The sequence below is a fragment of the Leuconostoc falkenbergense genome (genome assembly GCF_014634805.1).
Lineage (GTDB): Bacteria > Bacillota > Bacilli > Lactobacillales > Lactobacillaceae > Leuconostoc > Leuconostoc falkenbergense.
In genome coordinates this window covers 17,005-39,585 of sequence record NZ_BMBS01000017.1, presented here as the reverse complement: position 1 = coordinate 39,585, position 22,581 = coordinate 17,005, and the positions used below count along the sequence as shown (strand labels likewise).

21 protein-coding genes are annotated in these 22,581 nt (G+C 39.1%); 18 read left to right on the top strand and 3 right to left on the bottom strand.

The genetic code is table 11. The annotated features are described in order from the left end of the window. Nucleotides 1–105: 105 nt before the first annotated feature. The 3 genes from IEU71_RS05000 (at nucleotide 106) to IEU71_RS04990 (ending at nucleotide 2,913) form a co-directional block, all read left to right on the top strand. Nucleotides 106–711 (top strand): nitroreductase family protein, encoded by a 606-nt coding sequence (locus IEU71_RS05000; protein ID WP_004915163.1) that lies wholly within the window; start codon nucleotides 106–108, stop codon nucleotides 709–711. A 177-nt stretch (nucleotides 712–888) separates the two neighbouring features. Continuing rightward, a complete protein-coding gene (locus IEU71_RS04995; RefSeq protein WP_004915159.1) occupies nucleotides 889–2,505 on the top strand; it encodes a C39 family peptidase in 1,617 nt (538 codons plus the stop codon). Between the two features lie 9 nt (nucleotides 2,506–2,514). Then, entirely contained in the window at nucleotides 2,515–2,913 is a 399-nt protein-coding gene (locus IEU71_RS04990; RefSeq protein ID WP_080519166.1) for a hypothetical protein, read from the top strand. Nucleotides 2,914–2,992: 79 nt separating this feature from the next. Here the strand turns inward: IEU71_RS04990 and IEU71_RS04985 are convergent, their stop codons facing one another. Further along, nucleotides 2,993–3,376: a ribonuclease HI family protein gene (locus IEU71_RS04985; protein ID WP_080519167.1), complete on the bottom strand. Its 384-nt coding sequence runs from the start codon at nucleotides 3,374–3,376 to the stop codon at nucleotides 2,993–2,995. A 167-nt stretch (nucleotides 3,377–3,543) separates the two neighbouring features. On the opposite strand from IEU71_RS04985, the gene IEU71_RS04980 reads away from it, so the two are divergent. Genes IEU71_RS04980 through IEU71_RS04955 form a run of 6 tightly spaced genes read left to right on the top strand, consistent with a single transcriptional unit; the run spans nucleotide 3,544 to nucleotide 9,291 of the window. Continuing rightward, nucleotides 3,544–3,933, top strand: a complete 390-nt coding sequence (locus tag IEU71_RS04980; RefSeq protein WP_004910865.1) for an EbsA family protein — start codon at nucleotides 3,544–3,546, stop codon at nucleotides 3,931–3,933. Beyond that, entirely contained in the window at nucleotides 3,923–4,861 is a 939-nt protein-coding gene (locus IEU71_RS04975; RefSeq protein ID WP_004910866.1) for an RluA family pseudouridine synthase, read from the top strand. The genes IEU71_RS04980 and IEU71_RS04975 overlap by 11 nt, the downstream gene beginning before the upstream one ends. Then, on the top strand, nucleotides 4,851–5,378 hold the full coding sequence (gene pyrR, locus IEU71_RS04970; RefSeq protein WP_004910867.1) for a bifunctional pyr operon transcriptional regulator/uracil phosphoribosyltransferase PyrR: 528 nt from the start codon (nucleotides 4,851–4,853) through the stop codon (nucleotides 5,376–5,378). Before IEU71_RS04975 ends, pyrR begins: the two co-directional genes overlap by 11 nt. 59 nt (nucleotides 5,379–5,437) lie before the next feature. Then, the gene (locus IEU71_RS04965; RefSeq protein ID WP_004910868.1) at nucleotides 5,438–6,517 is read left to right on the top strand and encodes a carbamoyl phosphate synthase small subunit; all 1,080 of its coding nucleotides are present in this window, start codon (nucleotides 5,438–5,440) and stop codon (nucleotides 6,515–6,517) included. Next, nucleotides 6,498–9,011, top strand: coding sequence for a carbamoyl phosphate synthase preATP-grasp domain-containing protein (locus tag IEU71_RS04960; protein WP_004910869.1), 2,514 nt, complete (start codon nucleotides 6,498–6,500; stop codon nucleotides 9,009–9,011). Before IEU71_RS04965 ends, IEU71_RS04960 begins: the two co-directional genes overlap by 20 nt. Further along, complete coding sequence (locus tag IEU71_RS04955) at nucleotides 8,992–9,291, top strand: DUF7671 family protein (protein ID WP_004910870.1); 300 nt, start codon at nucleotides 8,992–8,994, stop codon at nucleotides 9,289–9,291. The genes IEU71_RS04960 and IEU71_RS04955 overlap by 20 nt, the downstream gene beginning before the upstream one ends. A gap of 32 nt (nucleotides 9,292–9,323) precedes the next feature. Here IEU71_RS04955 and IEU71_RS04950 read toward each other — a convergent pair whose 3' ends face one another. Continuing rightward, nucleotides 9,324–10,535: an MFS transporter gene (locus IEU71_RS04950; protein WP_004910871.1), complete on the bottom strand. Its 1,212-nt coding sequence runs from the start codon at nucleotides 10,533–10,535 to the stop codon at nucleotides 9,324–9,326. A gap of 342 nt (nucleotides 10,536–10,877) precedes the next feature. Here IEU71_RS04950 and IEU71_RS04945 point away from each other — a divergent pair, with 342 nt between their 5' ends. Both IEU71_RS04945 and dtd read left to right on the top strand, forming a co-directional pair. Continuing rightward, nucleotides 10,878–13,115 (top strand): RelA/SpoT family protein, encoded by a 2,238-nt coding sequence (locus IEU71_RS04945; protein WP_036066423.1) that lies wholly within the window; start codon nucleotides 10,878–10,880, stop codon nucleotides 13,113–13,115. Nucleotides 13,116–13,337: 222 nt separating this feature from the next. Further along, nucleotides 13,338–13,784, top strand: a complete 447-nt coding sequence (gene dtd, locus IEU71_RS04940; RefSeq protein ID WP_004910873.1) for a D-aminoacyl-tRNA deacylase — start codon at nucleotides 13,338–13,340, stop codon at nucleotides 13,782–13,784. Between the two features lie 6 nt (nucleotides 13,785–13,790). On the opposite strand, the gene plsY is transcribed toward dtd, so the two are convergent. Beyond that, the gene (gene plsY, locus IEU71_RS04935) at nucleotides 13,791–14,408 is read right to left on the bottom strand and encodes a glycerol-3-phosphate 1-O-acyltransferase PlsY (RefSeq protein ID WP_004910875.1); all 618 of its coding nucleotides are present in this window, start codon (nucleotides 14,406–14,408) and stop codon (nucleotides 13,791–13,793) included. Between the two features lie 177 nt (nucleotides 14,409–14,585). Between plsY and parE the strand changes: the two genes are divergently transcribed. The 7 genes from parE (at nucleotide 14,586) to nusA (ending at nucleotide 22,539) form a co-directional block, all read left to right on the top strand. Continuing rightward, the gene (gene parE, locus IEU71_RS04930) at nucleotides 14,586–16,652 is read left to right on the top strand and encodes a DNA topoisomerase IV subunit B (RefSeq protein ID WP_004910877.1); all 2,067 of its coding nucleotides are present in this window, start codon (nucleotides 14,586–14,588) and stop codon (nucleotides 16,650–16,652) included. A 51-nt stretch (nucleotides 16,653–16,703) separates the two neighbouring features. Beyond that, nucleotides 16,704–19,142, top strand: a complete 2,439-nt coding sequence (gene parC, locus IEU71_RS04925) for a DNA topoisomerase IV subunit A (protein WP_004910879.1) — start codon at nucleotides 16,704–16,706, stop codon at nucleotides 19,140–19,142. Nucleotides 19,143–19,191: 49 nt separating this feature from the next. Next, nucleotides 19,192–20,100: a manganese-dependent inorganic pyrophosphatase gene (locus tag IEU71_RS04920; protein ID WP_004910881.1), complete on the top strand. Its 909-nt coding sequence runs from the start codon at nucleotides 19,192–19,194 to the stop codon at nucleotides 20,098–20,100. A gap of 161 nt (nucleotides 20,101–20,261) precedes the next feature. Further along, the gene (gene rpmG, locus IEU71_RS04915) at nucleotides 20,262–20,411 is read left to right on the top strand and encodes a 50S ribosomal protein L33 (RefSeq protein ID WP_002815032.1); all 150 of its coding nucleotides are present in this window, start codon (nucleotides 20,262–20,264) and stop codon (nucleotides 20,409–20,411) included. Then, nucleotides 20,411–20,680 (top strand): 30S ribosomal protein S14, encoded by a 270-nt coding sequence (gene rpsN, locus IEU71_RS04910; RefSeq protein ID WP_004910882.1) that lies wholly within the window; start codon nucleotides 20,411–20,413, stop codon nucleotides 20,678–20,680. Before rpmG ends, rpsN begins: the two co-directional genes overlap by 1 nt. Before the next feature lie 258 nt (nucleotides 20,681–20,938). Next, nucleotides 20,939–21,415 carry a ribosome maturation factor RimP gene (gene rimP, locus IEU71_RS04905; protein ID WP_004910884.1) on the top strand — a complete coding sequence of 159 codons (477 nt, stop codon included), beginning with the start codon at nucleotides 20,939–20,941 and terminating at the stop codon, nucleotides 21,413–21,415. Nucleotides 21,416–21,438: 23 nt separating this feature from the next. Next, nucleotides 21,439–22,539, top strand: a complete 1,101-nt coding sequence (gene nusA / locus IEU71_RS04900; RefSeq protein ID WP_004910886.1) for a transcription termination factor NusA — start codon at nucleotides 21,439–21,441, stop codon at nucleotides 22,537–22,539. Nucleotides 22,540–22,581 lie beyond the last annotated feature (42 nt).

Genomic DNA, 22,581 nt, shown 5'->3' with positions numbered 1-22,581 from the left:
TGGTTGTTTTAGACAATTACCATTAAAGGCGCTGCGGCTTTTTTATTCAAGTGTTCGGTTTAATTTTACAATCTACCCTATATTAATTTGATAAGGGGTCAACAGATGACATCATTTACAGAATTACAACAACAGCGGCGGACAATTTACGGACTGGGTCGAAATGTTCAGCAAACACCAGAAGATTTATTTGACCTCGTCAAGTCAGCAGTTCGTCAAGCGCCAACTGCATTCAATAATCAAACGGTGCGCAGTATTGTTTTGACTGGCGATGCCCATGAAAAGCTTTGGGACATTGTCGCAAAACGTTTAAAAGAAGAAGTACCCGATGAAAGCGCTTATCAAGCAACTTTAGCAAAAATTAATGCGAGCTTTAAGGCTGGATTTGGTACCGTATTGTTTTTCACAGACACTTCGATTGTGAAGTCATTTGAAGAAAATATACCACTTTACGCAGAAAATTTTCAGGATTGGTCTGAACAAGGTCATGGTATTGCGGAATACGCTACTTGGTTAGCATTAACAGAAGCAGGATTGGGCGCTTCCTTGCAACATTATAATCCATTGATTGACGATGAAGTGGCCAAAGCTTTTGATGTCCCTAGTACATGGCGTTTACGTGCGCAATTAGTATTTGGATCTATTGAAGCACCAGCTGCTAATAAAGATTTTGTTGAAGATAATGAGCGTTTTAAACATTATAGTAAATAAAAAATAATATCCAATCATGAAAAAGTGTGAATTAAACCACACTTTTTTTTGGATAATATACTAAACTCTTATATAATTTTATGCAAAAAAATGCAATTAATATATAATGATACTTGTTCGGTAATTAATTAATTGTTAGTTATACTTACAATTGATATAGAGAGTGAGAGAAAAATAATGAAAAAAGTTGTTCTGTGCTTTATCATGTGTTTAATGTTTTTCGGTGAGTCTATCCATTGCTACGCTAATGATGGAACTAATGATACATCTGTCAAGAGTAGTTTAAACACACACGATTCAAAAGATAATGGCGCCATTAGTTCTCAAGTTACTAGTGACTCCAGTGTGAGTCAAGTGAATAATGAAACAGTAGAAAAACCTGTGATTAGTTATTCTACACATGTTCAAAATGAAGGATGGCAAAAAAATGTTGAAAACGGTGCTGTTTCTGGAACGACAGGGCAGAGATTAAGACTAGAAGCAATAAAAATACAAGTTGCTAATTTGAATAAAACCTATCCTGGTGGTGTGACCTACTCAACCCATGTTCAAAATATTGGTTGGCAAAGTTATTTGTCTAATGGCGAGTCAGCAGGAACAACTGGTAGATCACTACGTCTAGAAGCCATCAAAATAAATCTTACTGGGGAATTAAGTAAGCATTATGATGTATATTACAGAGTCCATGTAGAAAATTTCGGCTGGCTTTCGTGGGGAAAGAATGATGCTCCTGTTGGTTCTGCTGGTTTTGCATCGCGTTTAGAAGCAATTCAAATCAAGCTAGTTGCAAAAGGAACAGCTTTTTCAGAGGATCAGTTACGACCATTCATTTCAGCTAGCTCTATCTCATACCAATCCCATGTTCAAAATATTGGTTGGCAATCTTCTGTAAATAATGGTGAAATTTCGGGAACAACTGGTAAAGGCTTAAGGATGGAAGCTCTTAGAATAAATACTATTAACAATGGATTGGGAGGAAGCATAGTTTATCAAGGGCATGTGCAAGATGTTGGCTGGCAATCCGAGGTTGGAAATAATGTTATTACTGGTACTGTTGGACAGGGTAAGCGCTTGGAAGCTTTAAAAGTATCGTTAAGGGGTGAATTATCCAAATATTATGACGTATATTATCGTGCACATGTTGAGAATAAAGGCTGGTTGGACTGGACAAAAAATGGTGGAATAATTGGTAGCATAGGTGCTTCAAAGAGAATGGAATCTGTTCAGATTTTACTGGTTTTAAAGGGTGCAACTGCACCAGCTATTGGAAACCATTCATATGCGACAATTAATGATTTTCCAAGACCAAAACCGACGTATTTTTCACAATTGGATTCTAGATGGTCTAAAAATAAATTTAACTCGTCAACAATCGGTCCAACTGGTTGTGTACCGACCAGTTTAGCTATGATTTTACACGGTTCTTATGGAATGAATTTGTCCCCAGCTGACGTAGCAAAACGAATGGATGGATTTAGTCCTTGGGCAATAGGTGCTTCCGGAAAGGACATAGTCGTGACCGCAAAATCTTACGGTCGCTCAGTCGAACAAATTAGTTCGCAGTCTCGAGCTCAATTATTATTAAGTCAGGGTATACCACTCATAATGATTGAAAATGTTGGGATAGATCATGCTGTTACGGTGTACGGGTATAACAATGGAAAAACTGAAGTGTTTGATCCTTACAATAAAATGTTTTTTCAAGGATGGAACTCTCTTAATTATATGTGGAATAAAGTGGGAACGGATCCGGTTGATTGGGATGCAGGAAGACCAGTATTTGCGATTAGGTAAAGAAATATTATGAAATATAAAAAAATAAATTGCGTTTTAATCATTATAATGTTAATGATGATAATAGGTTTTACTTTTTATTTTCACAGTTTGCAAATAAAAACAACTAGCAAAAAAACAGCTGAAAGAACGCAACAACGGTCTAGTTCAACGACGAAAATTAGTGAGCCTCATAATAGCTCATCGATTGATACTGAACAATCATCAAGTAATTCATCATCTAGTAGTACGACGCTGAGGGAAGATGCTACACTAAAATCAAAGATAAATAAAGCAAGAATGGCACTATATGAAGCAGGGATTGATTCATCTTCAATTTCTGATAATGAATTATTAAAATATTGGAATACTGCTCACCAAAAAAAAATAAACTTTGTCAAGTATATTGAAAGTATACTGTCAAAATAAAAAAAGCGAAACGATTATGAAGTGAACCCAAATAGTTGGACAGAATAAAAATCTGTTCAACTATTTGGGTTCACATCGATTAGCGTTTCGCTTTTTTTAACGCTTGCATTGCGAGCTGATGAGCGCCCTGATTTTGCTTTTCAGGTATCCAATTGACTAGAACCAAAGGATATTCAGTTAATAAGGTCATAATTTGATCAACATAAGACTGATAATGTTTGGCGTATTTTTTTTGAATGGCGTCAGCGACGATTTTTGAATCGGTATAAATCTGTAAATTATCAACCATAGGTAGCTGTTTGATACTCCAGATAAGTCCCATAAATTCGGCTTCATGGTTATCAGCGCTTTGAGGTAAAGCCTTTTTGAGTTGTTGCTGTTGTTTGTTAATAATTAAAACTGCGCCAACTGCTGATTGTCCGTCATGCACGTTTCGGGCGGCGTCAACATAAAGTGTCATCATGTCCAAAATCCTCTAAAATTGTTTACAATCCCTAGTATAACAGAAGTCGGGTGTCTAAAAAATTATCGCTTTGATATTGGCGAGCTAACTTTTGTTTGTCATCATTTTTTTAATATCAAAAATCTGGTAAAATAGGTTACGAATACGTTTATAGAAAAGAGTTTCACATGGTACCAAAACGCGGTTATTTTCAGCCAATTGATTCTGTCGGCCTCATGAGTTGGTTATGGTGGGGCGTATTTTTAATGTTAAGCTTTATTATTTGGAATGAAATTGGCTTCAAGTTTGATATTTTTCCAATTGCTAGCATTTTAGTAGTGGTCTTAGTGGGCCTGTTAATGATTATTCGTAGGCGCGTTTATTTGGCCGGCTCACAAATTTTTTTGGGACGTATTTTAATGGCTGAATACGAAAAAGTTAAGTTAGAAGATATTGATAATTGGCAAATAAAGGGACGATTTCTGTCTTTTGAACGCGCAGATCGCAAAAGAAAATACCTATTAAGTCGCAATGTTGCAGAACAAATTAAAGGATATAAAGATACGAATGGTAGATAACATAACGATTAACATTGTTGATCAGGTTGGGCGTATTGATGGTGTTTTGGCAAAAGAAACGTTACCATATTCTAGGACAACACTTTCAGAATGGCTGGTAAATGGCAATATTTTAGTCAATGGCAAACAAGTGAAAAGATCTTACAAAGTATCTTCAGGTGATGTTGTCACAATTACGCCGCCAGAAACTAAAGACACTGAAATTTTGGCTGAAAATATACCGCTTGATATTGTATACGAAGATGATGATTTGTTAGTCGTTAATAAACCTCAGGGCATAGTTGTGCATCCGGCGGCCGGCCATACAAGCGGTACCTTGGTGAATGCTCTAATGTATCATTCACCACTGTCTACTATTAATGGTGAATTTCGGCCGGGCATTGTGCACCGCATTGACCGCGACACTAGTGGTTTGCTGATGGTTGCTAAAAATGATGTTGCTCATCAAGCACTGTCAGCACAATTAAAAGCTCATAAAAATCAACGTATCTATATTGCACTAGTTCGCGGCGAATTTCAGGAAGATACTGGCACCATTTCGGCACCGCTAGCGCGTCATAAAGTTGATCGTAAAAAGCAAGCTGTGACTGAAGGCGGACGGGAAGCCATTACACATTTTCAAGTCTTAAAACGGTTTGTCGGCTATACACTATTGCAAGTTCGTTTAGAAACCGGACGTACACATCAAATTCGTGTTCACATGACTTATATTGGGCACCCTATTGTCGGTGATCCGGTCTATGGTAATGCACAAAAGTTAGCAAATGTTACACTGAATGGTCAGCTATTACATGCAAAGACCTTGTCATTAACGCAGCCAACGACAGGTGAACAGTTAACGTTTGATAGTGTACTCCCAGATTATTTTGATAAAGCGTTAGCAACATTAACACCTATTATTCGAAAGGATGAAAACAATGGCAAATAAAGAAGTTTTAGATAATGCCTCTTTGCAAAGAGCGCTAACTCGTATTACATATGAAATCATTGAGCGAAACAAAGGTGGAGAAGACCTCGTTTTGGTTGGTATTAAAACACGCGGTGAGTTTTTGGCACATCGCATTGCCGATCGACTAGAACAACTTGAAGGTGTTCGTATACCAGTGATGGCGATTGATATTACTAATTTTCGTGATGATATCCCAGATCATCATGATGATCTGGGACTGAATCAAGCTGAACGGTTAAACATTTCTGAAAAAAATATTGTGCTGATTGATGATGTACTGTTTACTGGACGAACAATTCGTGCAGCATTGGACGCCTTAATTCATATTGGTCGTCCAAAAACGATTGCCTTGGCTGTTTTAGTGGATCGTGGTCACCGAGAATTGCCAATTCGTGCAGACTTTGTTGGAAAAAATATTCCAACAGCTCAGAATGAAAAAATCAAAGTATTTGTACAGGAAATTGATGGCAAGGACGCCGTGGAAATTGTCCACTAAATTGTAATTTGTTGGTTATCTTGATGTTAGATCATGACAACTTTGGAGTGTGGTATTTTATGAAAAGACATTTAATCTTAGAAGACGGGACTGTTTTTGAAGGTCTTGGTTTTGGTGCACATGCTACGACGTTTGGTGAAATCATCTTTCATACTGCCATGACTGGTTATCAAGAAATCATTACAGATCCGATATATGATGGTCAAATGATTGTATTTGCTATGCCTGTTATTGGTGCGGCAGGTATTCATGCTGAAGCTTATGAGTCTGTCAAGCCCGCCATCAGGGGAATGATTGTGCACGATTTGGCGGAAGTTTCGGTTAATCGACAGCGCCGTATGAATTTAGACCGTTTTTTGAAGCAACATAACATACCTGGTTTATATCAGGTTGATACACGTAAATTAATTCGTCATTTGCGAGAGACTGGCCCACAAAAGGCTACCATCGTTGATTTTGCAGACGATCACGCGGTGGATCAATTGGTCGCTACGGTGTTGACAAACAAGCAAGTACAAAATACGGCAACACTCAAACCTTATGCTAATCCAGGGCGTGGACGACATATTGTTGTCATTGACTTCGGTTTAAAACATGGCATTCTGAGAATGTTGGGTGATTATGATGCCAATGTTTCTGTATTGCCATATACAACAAGCGTTGACGAGGTGCTCACACTGGATCCTGACGGTATCATTTTGTCCACGGGACCTGGTGATCCGCGCTCATTACCAGATAGTGTATTGACACTAATTCGCGTTTTGCAAACAAAGGCACCATTACTAGGCATCGGGTTAGGTCATGAGTTATTTGCACTAGCCAATGATGCTACTTTGGCACCGCTATCGTCGGAACATCATGGCATGAATCATCCAATACAAGAAATCATTTCGAGACAGATTTTCTTTGCGATGCAAGGGCAAGGTTATGCTGTTGATAATGACTCAATTGATCGCAAAAAGTTATTTGTTACTTATCGCGATTTAGTAGATGGCGCCGTGCAAGGATTGAGGCATCGTGAATACCCCGCTTTTAGTGTACAATTCTTCCCTGATGCAGCGCCTGGCCCTTTAGAAGCCACAGCAGTCTTTGCAGATTTTTTTGAAACGGTGGAGGACTATGTCGAACATCACAGCTAACAATGTATTATTTATCGGTGCAGGTGCTAACGATTTTGGTCGTGAAGCAGAGTATGATGCAGCCATTTATCAAGTCATGCCAGAACTGCGTGGTCATGGCGTTAATGTCTACCTGATTGATGAAAACCCTTACTCATTGTCGTTGGAAAGTCTTGCGGCAACGGCTATTTGGAAACCTCTAACTGTTGAAAATATTAAGGCGGTCATTAAACAGTATCAAATTGATACGGTGTTACCACTTTTCGGTGGTGAAAGGGCGTTACGTTTATGGTCGCAAACAGTGCAGGCGTGGTCACATGGCGATGGCCCAGTCCCTCAAACACTTGGACTAACCATTGACATGTTATTGCGTGTTAATAACGTGGCCGTTTTGACAAGTATGATGGCCGATGCTGGTTTACCAGTAATTACCAATCACGTTGCCAAGGCACAAGAAGACGCTAATGAACTATTACGTGAAATTAAGTTACCATTGATGGTACGTGCCTTGCACCCAAATCAGGCCAACACACGACAAATTGTTGAACGATTAGATGAATTTGAAACGGCTGTCAAGAGTGCTAAGAGTCAGTCGATGACACAAGAAATCGTGATTTCAAGGGCTATTAATGGCATGAAAGAAATCAGCCTTGAAGTGTTACGAGATTTTCGAGGCAACAAAATGCAAATTGGAGCTAGTGAAGATATGGATCCAATTGGGATTCACACTGCTGATTCCTTGAGTGTATCACCGACACTAACGCTTTCAGACCAAATTTTAGAAAAAATGAGATTTTATGCCTTTCAGGTTGCCGATTTATTGGAACTAAGGGGTGTACTGCATGTCCAGTTTGCTGTTGATGATTTGACGAATGCTATCTATATTATCAAGATATCACCTTATATAGATCAAATGGCCAGCCGCATGGCATTGGTAACAGGATACCCTGTTATGCTGGTTGCAATCAATTTGGCAATGGGTGTTGCCCTTGAAGAAATTGTTTTATCCCATGATTTTGGCAAAAAAATGGCGATGATGGAACCGATGATGGATCACGTCACTGTTAAATTACCGATTTTTCCCTTCGGTGAATTGGAACAAGCAGGCGTTTCAGTTAATCGTCAGCTCAATAGTATTCAAAAATCTGTCGGATCGACAATTGGTTTTGGACGAACATTTATCGAAGCGCTTGAAAAAGCCATTCGTTCAGCCCACTTTAATAACGCAAGTTTTTCACCAACCAATATGAGTCATAGCTCAGATGATGCATTGATTCAACAATTGATTCATCCGGAAGACAATCGTGTTTTACTCTTAGTTGAAGCCATTAAGCGTGGTTATGAAATTGATGAATTGGCTGAATTAACTAATATTGACGAATTCTTTTTCTACCAATTACGTCATTTGTTAAAGTTAGAATTAGAAGTTGAACAACAAGTTGAAAGTGTTGAGGCGTTGCGACGTGCGAAAAAATATGGTTTGTCAGACGGCTTGTTAGCACGATTCTGGCGGACTAATTTTAAAAATATTGCAACATTAGCACACGAAAATCATATTGAACCAACTTTCAAAGCATTAGAACCATCTGCTGGTGAATTCCCAGAAAATGCCAGACAATATTATTCAACTTATGAAGAGGAAAATGAATCATTGCCAGTTAGTGAAGATACTGTCTTAGTGATTGGTAGTGGCGCATTCCGAATGGGTGATGCCGCCGCTGGTGGTTATGCAACCACGATTGTTCTGTCGGAATTAAGACGTTTACAATATCACACCGTGATTATGAATAATAATGCAAGTGATGCCACCTTACTACAAAATCTGGCTGACAAGCAGTATTTGGAACCCTTAGAAATATCAGATGTTATGAAAGTAGTGGCACTTGAAAAACCAATTGCTATCATTGTGCCTGGCAATCGACGTAAGTTGATTGATGCCTTAGCTGATTTGAAGCAAAATGTTTTAATTTTGCCAAAAGAAAAGCACGTACCGAATGGACCAGATGACACTGAAACGGAATTCGCACTAAATGTCTTTTCCGATGGGCATAACATTTATCCAATCAATATTACGCAACACATGACTGGTGAGCTACGTATTGTACCAGAAATTGCGCAACTGCCGATTCAACTGGCGCAAACACATTTAGAAAATCCTGGTGTTTACCAAGTAATTTGGTATCAGGATACTTCAGAATGGGTAAAACATGTTGATGTGCCTGATATTTCACATGATACATGGTTGCGACCAATGCCATTTGGCCAAATGGCATTTATGAGTAAGGTGATGCAGGTGCAATGGTTGCGTATGACAGTGAGAGCATTGTTGGCAAGAATGACGTCGCAGGACAGTGAACTATTAACTAATGTCAATAAATTAACTTTACAAGCAGATGTTGCTATGATTGCTTCAGACATTAACTATGCCTTACACTTACAGCCAACACAGATGATTGATGGCACGCGTTTTGAGATTGGGGTAGGTATTAAATACGATGAGCAAATCAAAATATGAGACATACTTATACACAGGTGTTTTAGTTGAACAGGATGCTTCTGGACGATACATGCCAAAAAATAATGGTGCCAAGCCAAATATTTGGCGAACAGGTAAGCATACAAAGGGTAAATATGCTAATTTTGGACAAGTTTTTTTGACTGAAAATAACCAAACTATCGCTGTTATAGCAGTAGAAAAATTACCTTTCAATCAACGTCATAATTACACGCCAATGCAACGATGGACATCAGAAACTGTTGATAGTGATTTGTTATTACCATACAAAAAAGCGTAAACACGACATGTGTCTACGCTTTTTTTGAAGTCTCATTTTTTTTGAGTAACTTTGACGTTGAAATTAAATAAAATAGCATTGAGAATAATTAGTAGGGCACTGAAAATAAAAATGCCTCGGTAATCAAACATACTAGCAATCAGGGCACCAAACATAGGGCCCATCACACTACCAAGAGCTTGAAAGCTTTGATTATAACTGAAAATGCGGCTAGTCATGGCCATTGGTGAATTTTTAGAGAGTAGCGTTTGTACGGCAGGCAACATCGTAGCATCACTAATACCGACAATAAATCGAAAGACCATTAACATAAAAATACTCGTGACAAATGCTGTTGGTACAAAGGCCACAACGGCAATCATGAACCCGATTTTAATCATGCGGTCAGTACCAACACGATCACCAATTTTACCAAATTGCGGGGCGGCTATAACCGTTGCCACACCAGGCATGGCCGCGACCACACCAGCTATGAACGTTGTATTAGAAGCATTATGAGTTAATTCACGAACGAACAAACTCACAATAGGATTAATTGACGTGTTCACAGTTTGAACTAACATGGTCGTAATGAACAAACCTAGAATGAGTTGTTTATTTGGAACGGCTTGCCAAAGTTGTGCTGTGGAAGCACGAGCGGTTCGAGGCGATATTTTAACAGGTTCTTCCTTGACTAAAAATAGTGTCAGTAGAAAAACGAGGAATAAAATGACACCTGTGATGTGAAATGACATGCGATAAGAGACTAGCGAAGCTAACGTGCCACCAAACAATGGACCAAGTAAGTTACCAGCTGTCATACCAGTAACTAAAATACCTAAAGCGTGACCAGCATGCTCTTTTGGCGTTTGGGTGGCAATCAAAGCATTTGAGTTAGAAACAAAACCACCCATGACGCCTTGCAACGCCCTTAAAGCAAATAGTTGCCAAACATTACTGACATAACCCATCAAAAATAATACAATTGCCATACCTAGCGCAGCGCGCAGCATCATTAGTTTTCGACCTTTGCGGTCTGCTAGTTTTCCCCAAAATGGTGACACAACTGCCGTTACCAAAAAGGTTATAGCGAAGACAGCACCAGAGTAAAACGTGAGCTCATTTTTGTTAAAATCACCTAATGTGTCAATGTATAAGGCCAGAAATGGTATTACCTCACTCAATGCAATGCCAGTCATGAAGACGCCAAACCAGAGAACAAAGACATTACGCTTCCAAAGTGTACTTTCAGAATTTTCAGACATAAATATTACGCGAACTAATAGTAAATTTAAGCGATTAATACTATTAAAAACGATGTGTTGTTAAGGGTGAACCTTAGATGTAACATCATCGATACGCGACCTCCTTAACTTAGTATGTTATAAAATGATATAAACTATTATTCCATTTTATCCCTAAATGTTAAAATGTGCACATTTTAAACCTTGACTTGTGAATAAATTAAATTTTGATTATAATTGATGTACGTTTAAAAAGCGTTATTAAGGTATTTTGCGGTTTTAAAAATAGTGAAGTATCTTCCTGATTATATGAAGGGAAATGAGCGCCAAAAGTGATATTATGTGCGCTTACAAAGTAATGATATGGCAAGAACAAAAGATTATACTGGACAAGAAGTGCTTGATATGGTTAATGAATACATGTCAAGTGAAGATGCTCAAAAAGTTAAAGCGGCTTATGAATGGGCAACAGATTTGCATAAGACACAAAAGCGCAAATCAGGGCAACCTTACATTATTCATCCAATTCAAGTTGCGGGAATCTTGGCTGAATTGAAAATGGATACCGCCACAGTTATTTCAGGTTATTTACATGATGTTGTCGAAGACACGCCAGCGACATTGGCAGATGTACAAGAACGTTTTGGTGATACGATTGCTCAAATCATTGATGGTGTGACCAAAATCAGTAAAATTCAATACCAAAGTTCACAAGAACAATTGGCCGAAAATCATCGTAAATTACTTTTGGCAATGTCAAAAGATATTCGAGTGATTATTGTTAAGTTAGCTGACCGTTTGCATAACATGCGGACACTTGGCGCCTTGCGTGATGATAAGCAAAAGCGAATTGCTAATGAAACGCTTGACATCTATGCACCTTTGGCTGATCGTTTAGGAATTAGTGCAATCAAGTGGGAATTAGAAGATTTATCATTAAGCTTTATCAATCCTGAACAATATCATCGTATTGCTTCCTTGATGAATATGAAACGTGATGAGCGCATTAGTTATGTCAATGAGGCTGTTAAAGAAATTGAAAATGCAATTCATGAATTAGAATTACAAGATGTGGACGTCAACGGACGACCTAAGCATATTTATTCAATCTATCGTAAAATGACTGACAAACACAAGGCGTTTGAAGAAATTTATGATTTGTCAGCTGTCCGGATTTTAACCGATTCTATTCCTGATACCTATGCAGTTCTAGGTGCTATTCATTCTAAATGGACACCAATTCCAGGCCGATTCAAGGACTATATTGCGTTACCTAAAGCCAATGGTTATCAGAGTTTACATACCACAGTAATTGGACCTGGTGGACGTCCATTAGAAGTCCAAATTAGAACGCATCATATGCATGAAGTTGCTGAATTTGGTGTGGCTGCTCATTGGGCCTATAAACAAAACAAAGGTTCTAACAAAGAAGCTAACGTCAAGGATAAAAACCAGCAAACATTAAATGTGATACAAGGTATTCTAGAGCTTCAAGAAAATGCCAAAAATGCTGAAGACTTCATGGATAGTGTGCAAGGCGACCTATTTTCGGATCGTGTGTATGCCTTTACACCTCGAGGAGATGTTTTTGAACTGGCCAAAGGTGCTGGACCATTAGATATGGCCTTTTCAATTCATACAAACGTGGGCATTAAGACCACGGGTGCTAAAGTTAATGGTCGCATTGTACCGCTTGATTACAAAATTAAAACTGGTGACATTATCGAAATCACCACGTCAGCTAATGCCAAACCAAGTCGCGATTGGCTGGAGTTAGTGTCAACACGTCGGGCTCGTAATAAAATTAAGCAGTATTTTAAGCAGCTTGATCGTGATGATAATATTGAAGCAGCTCGAGAATTATTGAGTAATAGCATTAAAGATGGTGGTTATAATGTCAATGATATATTAACGGCAGACAATATTCAGGAAGTCTCTGAAAAAATGCACTACCACTCATCGGATGATATGTTAGCTGCGATTGGTTTTGGTGATGTTGCCTTACCTGGTGTTGTCAACAAACTTACGGAAAAAATACGTGAGGCGCAGCAAGAAGCAGCGGCACAAGAGCTACAACGTGAAATGCTTGAAGAAGGACATGGCATTAAACGTGATGAAACAGCCTTTACTAAACGTCAAAAAGCCTCGGCCGATGATATTGTCATTGCAGGCGTTGATAACCTGTTGGTTAGATTAGGACGTTGTTGTACACCAGTTCCGGGGGATGCTGTAAAGGGTTATATCACTAAAGGACGTGGCATATCTGTCCATCGACTTGGTTGCCCCAACATTCGTGCTGCTGAAGCACAGGGACAACGGCTAGTTGATGTCGCATGGGAAGATGATTCTGGCTTGAAACCTAATTATGACGCTGATCTAACTGTTCGTGGAGAAAATCGTAATGGCTTGCTGAACGATGTTTTGCGAAGCGTCAATGGTCGTACTAAATATGTCAACTCAGTTAATGGTCATGTGACAAAAAATGGTATGGCACAGGTCGCGTTATCATTAGGTGTGCGCAATGTTGAGCAGTTAACCGTTATTATGGATGCACTCAATAATTTGCCTTCCGTATATGATGTTGAACGCGCATTTCATTAATGAGTTCGTTTTGTAACGCGATAAAAAAGATTTATCTGCAGATAAATCTTTTTTTGCTATAAATGTAGTTAATGTTCTTTGTAATTTTGTGTGATTAAAATAAGACACTGGATGCTTTATTAATACCGGCACATGCTACCTTATTATGATGGCGCTTGAAACACAATGCTATTTCACGTATCATGATAACAATAAAAGATATACTTTAAAAATGGAGACAATATGAGAGTAGTAGTACAACGGGTTAAACAAGCGGTCGTAGCCATTGATGGTCAACCAACTGGTCAAGTTGGGCAAGGATTTGTCCTTTTAGTAGGTATTAGTGATCATGATACAGAGGCTGAAATTGATTACCTTGTTCGTAAGATTACAAATTTACGCGTTTTTAGTGATGATAATGGTCAGATGAATTTGAGCCTTAAAGATATTAATGGTGGCATATTGTCAATTTCACAATTTACATTGTACGCAAATACCAAAAAGGGTAATCGACCAAGTTTTACTGACGCCGGCGCACCCGATTTTGCAGAAAAAATGTATGAACTGTTTAATGAGCGTTTATTGACAACCGGTGTATCAGTCGAAACGGGTACATTTGGTGCTGATATGCAAGTAACGTTGACCAATGATGGCCCGGTAACAATTATTTTTGATACCGATCAAAAATAAAAACGCTCATTTCTGAGCGTTTTTTTTGTGATGATAGTACCAACCAATCGAAACAAGACTTTCAGTGCCATTTTTAATACGTGATAAGTTAGCACGATGACGATAGAAAACAAAAATAGTTAATACGATAGCAACCAGTGTTAATATCCAATCATGAAAGTAAAAGGAAACCACCGTTGCAAATCCAAATCCAATCATAGAACTTAAGGATACCATTGAACTAATTAATAGAGCGATGATAAACACTGCAGAGACCATTAAAAAGAAAGGTGGATTATAGGCTAGTAGCACGCCGGCCGAAGTTGCAACCGCTTTGCCACCTTTGAAACCAATCCAAAACGAATAGGTATGACCAAGAATCGCACCTAATCCAATTATCATTGGATTAATGTTACTTTGAAATAATAGAGGTAGTAGTCCAGCTGCTGTTCCTTTAAGTAAATCAAGAATCAAAACGGTGATACCTGCTCGAACGCCTAAAACACGGAATGAATTTGTTGTGCCAATATTTCCGGAACCTTCGTCACGAATGTCTTTATGATAAAAAATTTTGCCGACCCAATAGCCTGGCACTAAAGAACCTAATAAATAGGCCAAAATAAACATGGTAATGGTGGTTAACATAACTTAACTCCTTTAACTAAAAACCATTTATTAGTTTACCATAAAAGCACTTAGTATATGCCATAACTAATCAATTTTAAAATATTACTACTTGTCAGAATACATTTTTTAATCTATTATAAAATAGATTGACATTAACGCACGAACACTGGTTCGTGTTTTTAAGGATAAATAAACATGCCAGAAAAAAATCATTATGATTCAGATTCAATAAAAATTTTAGAAGGATTGGAGGCCGTTCGAAAAAGACCAGGAATGTATATTGGCTCAACTGACGGTCGCGGTTTACATCATTTAGTGTACGAAATCGTTGATAATGCGGTTGATGAAGCTTTAGGTGGCTTTGGAAATGATATTCGTGTGACGATTCACCCTAACAATGCCATAACCGTGCAAGATTTTGGCCGTGGGATGCCGGTAGGCATGCATGAATCAGGCAAACCAACACCAGAGGTTATTTTGACAGTTTTGCATGCCGGTGGTAAATTTGGGCAAGGTGGTTATGCGACATCAGGCGGTTTACATGGTGTTGGGTCATCAGTTGTGAACGCCTTATCGGAAAGTTTACAAGTAACGATTGTCCGTGATGGACACAAATGGGAAGAAGACTTTATTAATGGTGGGAATCCTGTTGGCACACTGCGTGATTTAGGTAAAACAAAAGCGCATTCTGGTACAACAGTAACTTTTAAGCCTGATCCAACGATATTTAGCGCCACTGTATATAAGTATGAAACGTTGTCAGAACGGTTACGTGAATCAGCTTTCTTAATGAGTGGTGTTAAATTTACATTGACAGATGAGCGAGTAGATCCAGTTCGCGTTGAAGAATATCATTATGAAAAAGGGTTGGAAGCCTTCGTTGGCTTTTTAAATGAGGACAAAGAAACCATCGGACCAGTCATGACTTTTGAGGGTGAGCAAGAAGGTATTGTGGTTGATGTTGCTGCCCAATATAATGACGGCTACTCAGAAACCTTGCTGTCATTCGTCAACAATGTGCGAACTCAAGATGGTGGCACACATGAAGTCGGTTTTCGAACTGCATGGACAAAAGCATTTAACGAATATGCCCGAAAAGTTAATTTGTTGAAAGATAAAGATAAGAATTTGGAAGGGACAGATGTACGTGAAGGCCTAGCCGCCGTTATTTCATTGCGTGTGCCAGAACAATTCTTACAGTTTGAAGGTCAAACTAAGGACAAGCTAGGTACACCGGAAGCTCGTGGTATCGTTGATGCGGTTGTCAACGAAACGCTAGGTCGTTTCCTGATGGAAAATGGTGACTTTGGGCAAAGCTTGATTCGCAAAGCAATCAGAGCGCGTGAGGCACGTGAAGCAGCACGTAAGGCGCGTGACGAAAGTCGTACTGGCAAATCAAAGGGTGCTAAAGATCGTTTGTTGTCAGGTAAATTAGCACCAGCACAATCAAAAAATGCCGACAAAAATGAGTTGTTTTTAGTTGAGGGTGATTCGGCCGGTGGCTCAGCTAAACAAGGTCGAGACCGTAAGTTTCAAGCGATTCTACCCTTACGTGGTAAAGTCTTAAATACTGAAAAGGCGAAATTAGCCGACATTTTGAAAAACGAAGAAATATCAACGTTAATCTATGCAATTGGCGGTGGCGTTGGAGCTGATTTTAAAGTAGATGATGCCGCATTCAGTAAAATTATTATCATGACTGATGCTGATGATGATGGGGCTCATATTCAAACTTTGTTACTCACCTTTTTCTACAAGTATATGCGGCCATTGATTGAAGCAGGTCGCGTATATATTGCGTTGCCACCACTTTATCGCGTTAAATATTCATCTAAAAAGATTCCCGATCAATTTGCATGGACCAACGATGAACTTGAGCAAATTACCAGCAAACGTGAGGCACGTTACGAACTGACACGTTTTAAGGGATTGGGTGAAATGAACGCATCATTACTCTGGGAAACAACAATGGATCCTGAGTCAAGAACATTAATTCGTGTCAAAATTGATGACGCTGTACTTGCTGAAAAGCGGGTAACGACCTTGATGGGTGATAAAGTCGAACCAAGACGTGACTGGATTGAAGCTAATGTCCAATTTACATTGGATGAAGCTGGTTCTATTTTGGATACAGTTGAAGGGGATACTAAGTCAAGCGATGTTTTCGAAAAAGCACGTCATCATGAGTCGCCAAGTAGTGAAACAATTACTGCAGCCAAGGAACAGGGACCGGTGATTACATCATGGCAAAATGACGATTAAGTCACGCAGTCGTTATTTTTACAGTTATAAATCAAGGAGAACCAAAGTTAAATGGCAGATCGTATAACTGATCTATCACTGGAAACAGTGATGGGAGAACGCTTTGGGCGTTATTCCAAATATATTATTCAAGAACGCGCATTACCAGATATTCGTGATGGTCTAAAACCAGTTCAGCGACGTATCTTATTTGCGATGGATCAAGACGGCAACACGTATGATCATCCATACCGTAAATCGGCAAAATCGGTTGGTAATGTGATGGGTAACTTTCATCCACACGGGGATTCATCAATCTATGAGGCGATGGTTCGCTTATCTCAAAGTTGGAAAGTGCGTGAACCATTAATTGATATGAACGGTAACAATGGTTCAATTGACAATGATCCAGCTGCTGCCATGCGTTACACAGAAGCACGTTTATCCAAAATTGCCGGTGAGATGATGGCTGATTTGGGACAAGAAACGGTTGACATGGTGTTGAATTTTGATGATACCACCTATGAGCCAACAGTTTTGCCGTCACGTATTCCAAGTTTATTTATCAACGGTGCGACCGGTATTTCTGCTGGTTATGCGACTGAGATTCCGCCACATAATCTCAAAGAAATCAATGCGGCGTTGACGTATTTGCTGGATCATCCAGAAGCAACGTTATCACAATTAATGCGTTACGTTAAAGGCCCTGATTTTCCAACAGGTGGTATTATTCAAGGCTTGGATGGTATCAAAAAAGCTTATAAGACTGGACGCGGTAAAATTGTTGTTCGCGCTAAAACAGCTATTTCAACGCTGAAAGGCGGGAAACAAAAAATTGAAGTTACTGAATTGCCATACGAGGTTGTCAAATCAACATTAGTTTCTAAAATAGATGCTATTCGACTCAATAAAGAAGTTGCTGGTATTGCTGAAGTGCGCGATGAGTCTGATCGTGAAGGCATGTCCATCGTCATTGAACTTTCAAAAGATGCGAATGCTGAAGGTATTTTGACGTATTTGTTCAAAAAGACTGACCTACAAATATCGTATAACTTTAACATGGTCGCCATTCATGATCAGCGACCTGTTCATGTTGGCCTAAAGGACGGTTTATCTGCTTTCTTGGATTTCCGAAAAGAAGTTGTCCTAAAACGATCTGCATATGAATTAGCAAAAGCTCAGGCGCGGCAACATATTGTTGAAGGTCTAATTCGCATGCTATCAATTTTGGACGAGGTAGTGGCGACAATTCGTGCTTCAAAAAACCGCAAGGATGCGACGCAAAACTTAATCGACAAGTTTCAATTTACGCAACCACAGGCGGAAGCAATTGTTACCTTGCAGTTGTATCGTCTAACAAACACTGATGTCACGCAATTAGAGGAAGAATTTGCGCAATTAAATGACAAAATTGCACGACTGAACTTGATTTTAACGGATGAGAGTGCACTAAAAGATGTGATTCGTGCTGAGATAGCGGCTATCACGAAAGGATATGCTTCTCCTCGTCGTAGTGAAATTGAGGCAGAAGTTGAAACGCTAGTGATTGATACAGCGGTTACGATTGCTGAAGAAGATGTCCGTGTATTGGTCTCACGAAATGGCTATTACAAGCGTTCATCGATTCGTTCATATAAAGCTTCAGATAACGAAAATGGCTTGGCGGATGATGATTTAACAATATTTGAGGGAACCCTCAATACCACGGCGCATTTGCTGATGTTCACTAATAAAGGGAATGTCATTTATCGACCAGTTCATGAGTTACCTGATACCAAATGGAAAGATACTGGTGAGCATTTTTCTCAGCAGCTTTCTAATTGGGTGAGTGACGAGTATGTCATCAAAGCAATAGCACTTACGGATATTGACCAAGGTGGCGATTTCTTATTAGTAGCCAATGATGGTTATATTAAGCAAACGTCAGTTTCAGATATTGTGCCGAAATCTTATAAGAAAAAGTCAGCCATGGCGATTAAGCTAAAACAGGAAACGAGTTATTTAGTGAACGTTGTTTATGTTGATAAGGTTGCTAAACAGGACGTATTGTTACTATCTCATAATGGTGTGGGATTGCGTTTTGCACTGTCTGACGTACCAGAAATTGGTGCGCGAACGGCAGGTGTCAAGGCGATGGATTTGCGTGATGGAGACACCATCAAAGCAGCACTATTAATTACTGATAACCAGCAAAAAGTTGCAATAGCCGCAACAAATGGGGCGTTTAAGTATATGCCCGTTTCTGAAATTAGCCGTTCAAAGCGTGCCAACAAGGGACTGCTGATTTTCACTCAAAAGAAGACAGTAGCTTATCATGTGGCAACAGCAACAATTTTTGACGAGACAGTTACTGCACTATCAATTCTGACAACGCGCTATCAAGTTCAAGAAATTCAATTGAGTGATTACCGACCATCTCAACGGATAGGAAATGGTCAGTATGTTGTAGATGTTGATAAAAATGGGACACCATGGATAATGACACCGCTAACATTGGTAACGACAAATTGACAATTTTTTGTTAAAATGAAACTATATTAATCTAGGAGATATAAAATTCATGGCTAAGACTTTAGTTTTTGGGCACAAAAACCCTGATACAGACACAATTGCTTCGGCGATTGCCACATCTCATTTATTACGTCACCTATACAACTGGGACACAGAAGCAGTTGCACTAGGGACACCAAACGAGGAAACAAAGTTCGCTTTGAGTTACTTTAAACTAGAAGCACCTCGCGTCATTACAAGTGCTGATACCGATGATGTTGTCTTAGTCGATCACAACGAGGCAGCGCAATCAATTGATAATTTAGCTGATGTGACAGTAGCAGCTATATACGATCACCATAAATTCAATTTTTCCAATAGCACGCCACTTTATATTGTGGCTAAGCCTTGGGGTTCAGTAGCTACTATTTTATACTTTGAATTTAAAAATAATGACATTACAATTCCAGCTAACATAGCTGGCTTGATGGCATCGGCTGTCATTTCAGATACTTTGTTGCTTAAAAGCCCAACGACCACTGAAGCTGATAAAGTTGCTTTGTCAGAATTGTCAGAAATAGCTGGTCTTGAAGACTATGAAAAGTATGGTTTAGATTTGTTGAAGGCAGGGACTGACCTTTCTTCACGTACTGATAAAGAGTTGATTGATGGCGATGCAAAGTCATTTGACATGGCTGGTCACCAATTTCGCATTGGACAAGTGAACACTGTTGATATTGATGACGTTTTGGCACGCCAAGCGGGTATTGAAGATGCCATCAAGTCTGAAGGCTACGAGGACTTCTTGTTTGTCATTACAGACATTTTGAATTCTAATTCAAAAGCAATTTATCTAGGGGATGCAAACGATGCCATTGAAAGTGCTTTCAATGCGAAATTAGCAGGCAATGTCATTGATTTACCAGGTGTAGTGTCTCGTAAAAAACAAGTTGTCCCACCACTTGAGCAACAATTTTAAGATTTTTTAAAAATCTTAAGCTGAGATATAAACTTTTACGAACAAAATTTCGTCAAGTTAGAAAAAAGGGCTTTACAGTGCCCAATAGTTCATGTATAATAATTATTTGTATTGACAAGCAAATAAAAATTTTTAAGAAAACACACTAAGGAGCAAGGATTATGCGTATCCACGTCGTTTTAGGAAATGATGAAACTGGTGAGCGTATTTACTTGACGTCTAAAAACCGTCGTAATACGCCTGACCGCCTCGAGTTGAAGAAGTACTCACCAAAACTTCGTAAAGTAGTGACATTTAAGGAGATTAAGTAATGGCAAAAAAGTCAAAAATTGCTAAGGCACAAAAGCGTGAAGCTTTAGTTGCAAAGTATGCTGAAAAGCGTGCTGCATTGAAAGCATCTGGTGATTTCATCGGTTTGGCTGCTTTGCCAAAAGATTCATCTCCAGTACGTGTTCACAATCGTGATTTGATTGATGGTCGCCCTCATGCTTACATGCGCGAATTTGGTATGTCACGTTTAAACTTCCGTCAATTGGCACACAAGGGTCAAATTCCTGGTGTGCGTAAGGCTTCTTGGTAAGCACTTATATATTATTTTAAAAAGCCGGCTTGCGGCTTTTTTTATTTGTGAAAACAAACAGTGAATTTGCATTTTTTTCATAAATAAGCTACAATCAAGATAGTTAATTTACATAGCAATTGTAAATGAGCGGGTCACTTTGTAAAAAGAGGCCGGCTCATTTTTTATGAGATTAGCGCTTGCTGTCAATACACACGAACAGGTATTCAAATGTGTACCAAAAATAGTAGTCTGAATTTAGTCGAAAGGAGAAAGCAAATGACCAGTAAAACGGAACAAGTTGTTATAGACCTGATCACACCAATTTTAAAGACTCATGATGATTTGCTGTGGGATTTGACGATCACTAAAGAAGGTGGTCAAAAGATTTTACGCATACTGATTGACAAACCTAACCATGAATTTATTACGATGGATGAGTTAACAACTTTTACACAAGATGTTAATGAATTATTAGATACGGTTGATCCAGATCCAATACCTGAAGCATACATGTTAGACATTTCTTCACCCGGAGCCGATCGTCCATTGAAAGAGAATTGGCATTTTGAATGGGCGAAAGAAGCAAACGAGGACATACTAGTGTCTCTATTCACCAATAAAAATGGTCAAAAGAGGTGGCAAGGTAAAATTCAGTCGCTTGATCAAGATGGTTTAGTCTTAAAGACTGAAAATGGTGATTTGCCTTTGACTTTCGATGAGATAGCAAAAGCGATATTAGATGTTCAGTTTTAATCGGTAAAAAATGGAGAAATCGAATGAGTAAAGAATTAGTAGATGCACTTGATGCTCTTGAGGCAGAACGTGGTATTGATCGTTCGGTTGTTGTTGATGCTTTAGAGGACGCCCTAAAAGCAGCTTACAAAAAGCAATACAACACCGCCGATAATGTTGAAGCAACGTTTGACGATAAAAAGGGTAACATTAGTATTAAGCAAGTGAAAAACGTCGTCTTAGATGATGATTTGGAAGATGATGAAACTGAAATTTCATTGTCTGACGCTTTGGCTTTGAATAGAGCCTATGAAGCTGGTGACGAAATTCGATTTGATGTCACGCCTAAAGACTTTGGTCGTATGGCTGCACAAGCAGCCAAACAAGTGATTGTCCAAAAAATGCGTGAAGCAAGTCGTCAAGCGGTTTATAATAAGTTTGCTGAATATGAAAACGAAATTATTACCGGTGAAGTCGATCGACAAGATTCACGTTTCTTGTATGTGAACTTGCCAGGTAATCAAGAAGCTGTCATGGCCCCCAATGATCAAATGCCAAATGAACGTTACCACATGGGTGATCGTATAAAGGTTTTGGTTAATAAAGTTGAAAATAATGCCAAGGGGCCACAAATTTTTGTTTCACGTACAGCCCCTGACTTGGTTAAGCGTTTATTTGAACAAGAAGTGCCAGAGGTTTACGATGGTACGGTTGAAATTATGTCGATTGCACGTGAAGCAGGTGATCGTTCAAAAATCGCTGTTTACACGCATGATGGTGATTTAGATCCTGTGGGCGCTATGGTTGGTCAACGTGGTGCACGTGTTCAAAGCGTTGTCAACGAATTAGCCGGCGAAAATATGGATATTGTAGAGTGGGTTGAAGACGAAGCGCAATACATTGCGAACGCTTTGAATCCTTCTGAAGTCACGGACGTTATTTTTGATTCCGAAAATGACCGCGCAGTGACCGTCATTGTTCCTGATAATCAATTGTCATTAGCAATTGGTAAAAAAGGTCAAAATGCACGTTTAGCAGCTCGATTGACAGGATTTAAGATTGACATCAAATCAGAAAGTGAAGCGGCCGAATCATTGGCGCAAAAGCCATCTGACGACACACCGGTTGACGAAAGCGAAGAATAATTTGAAAGGATACATGGTGTGTGAAATCACAGATCTCACACC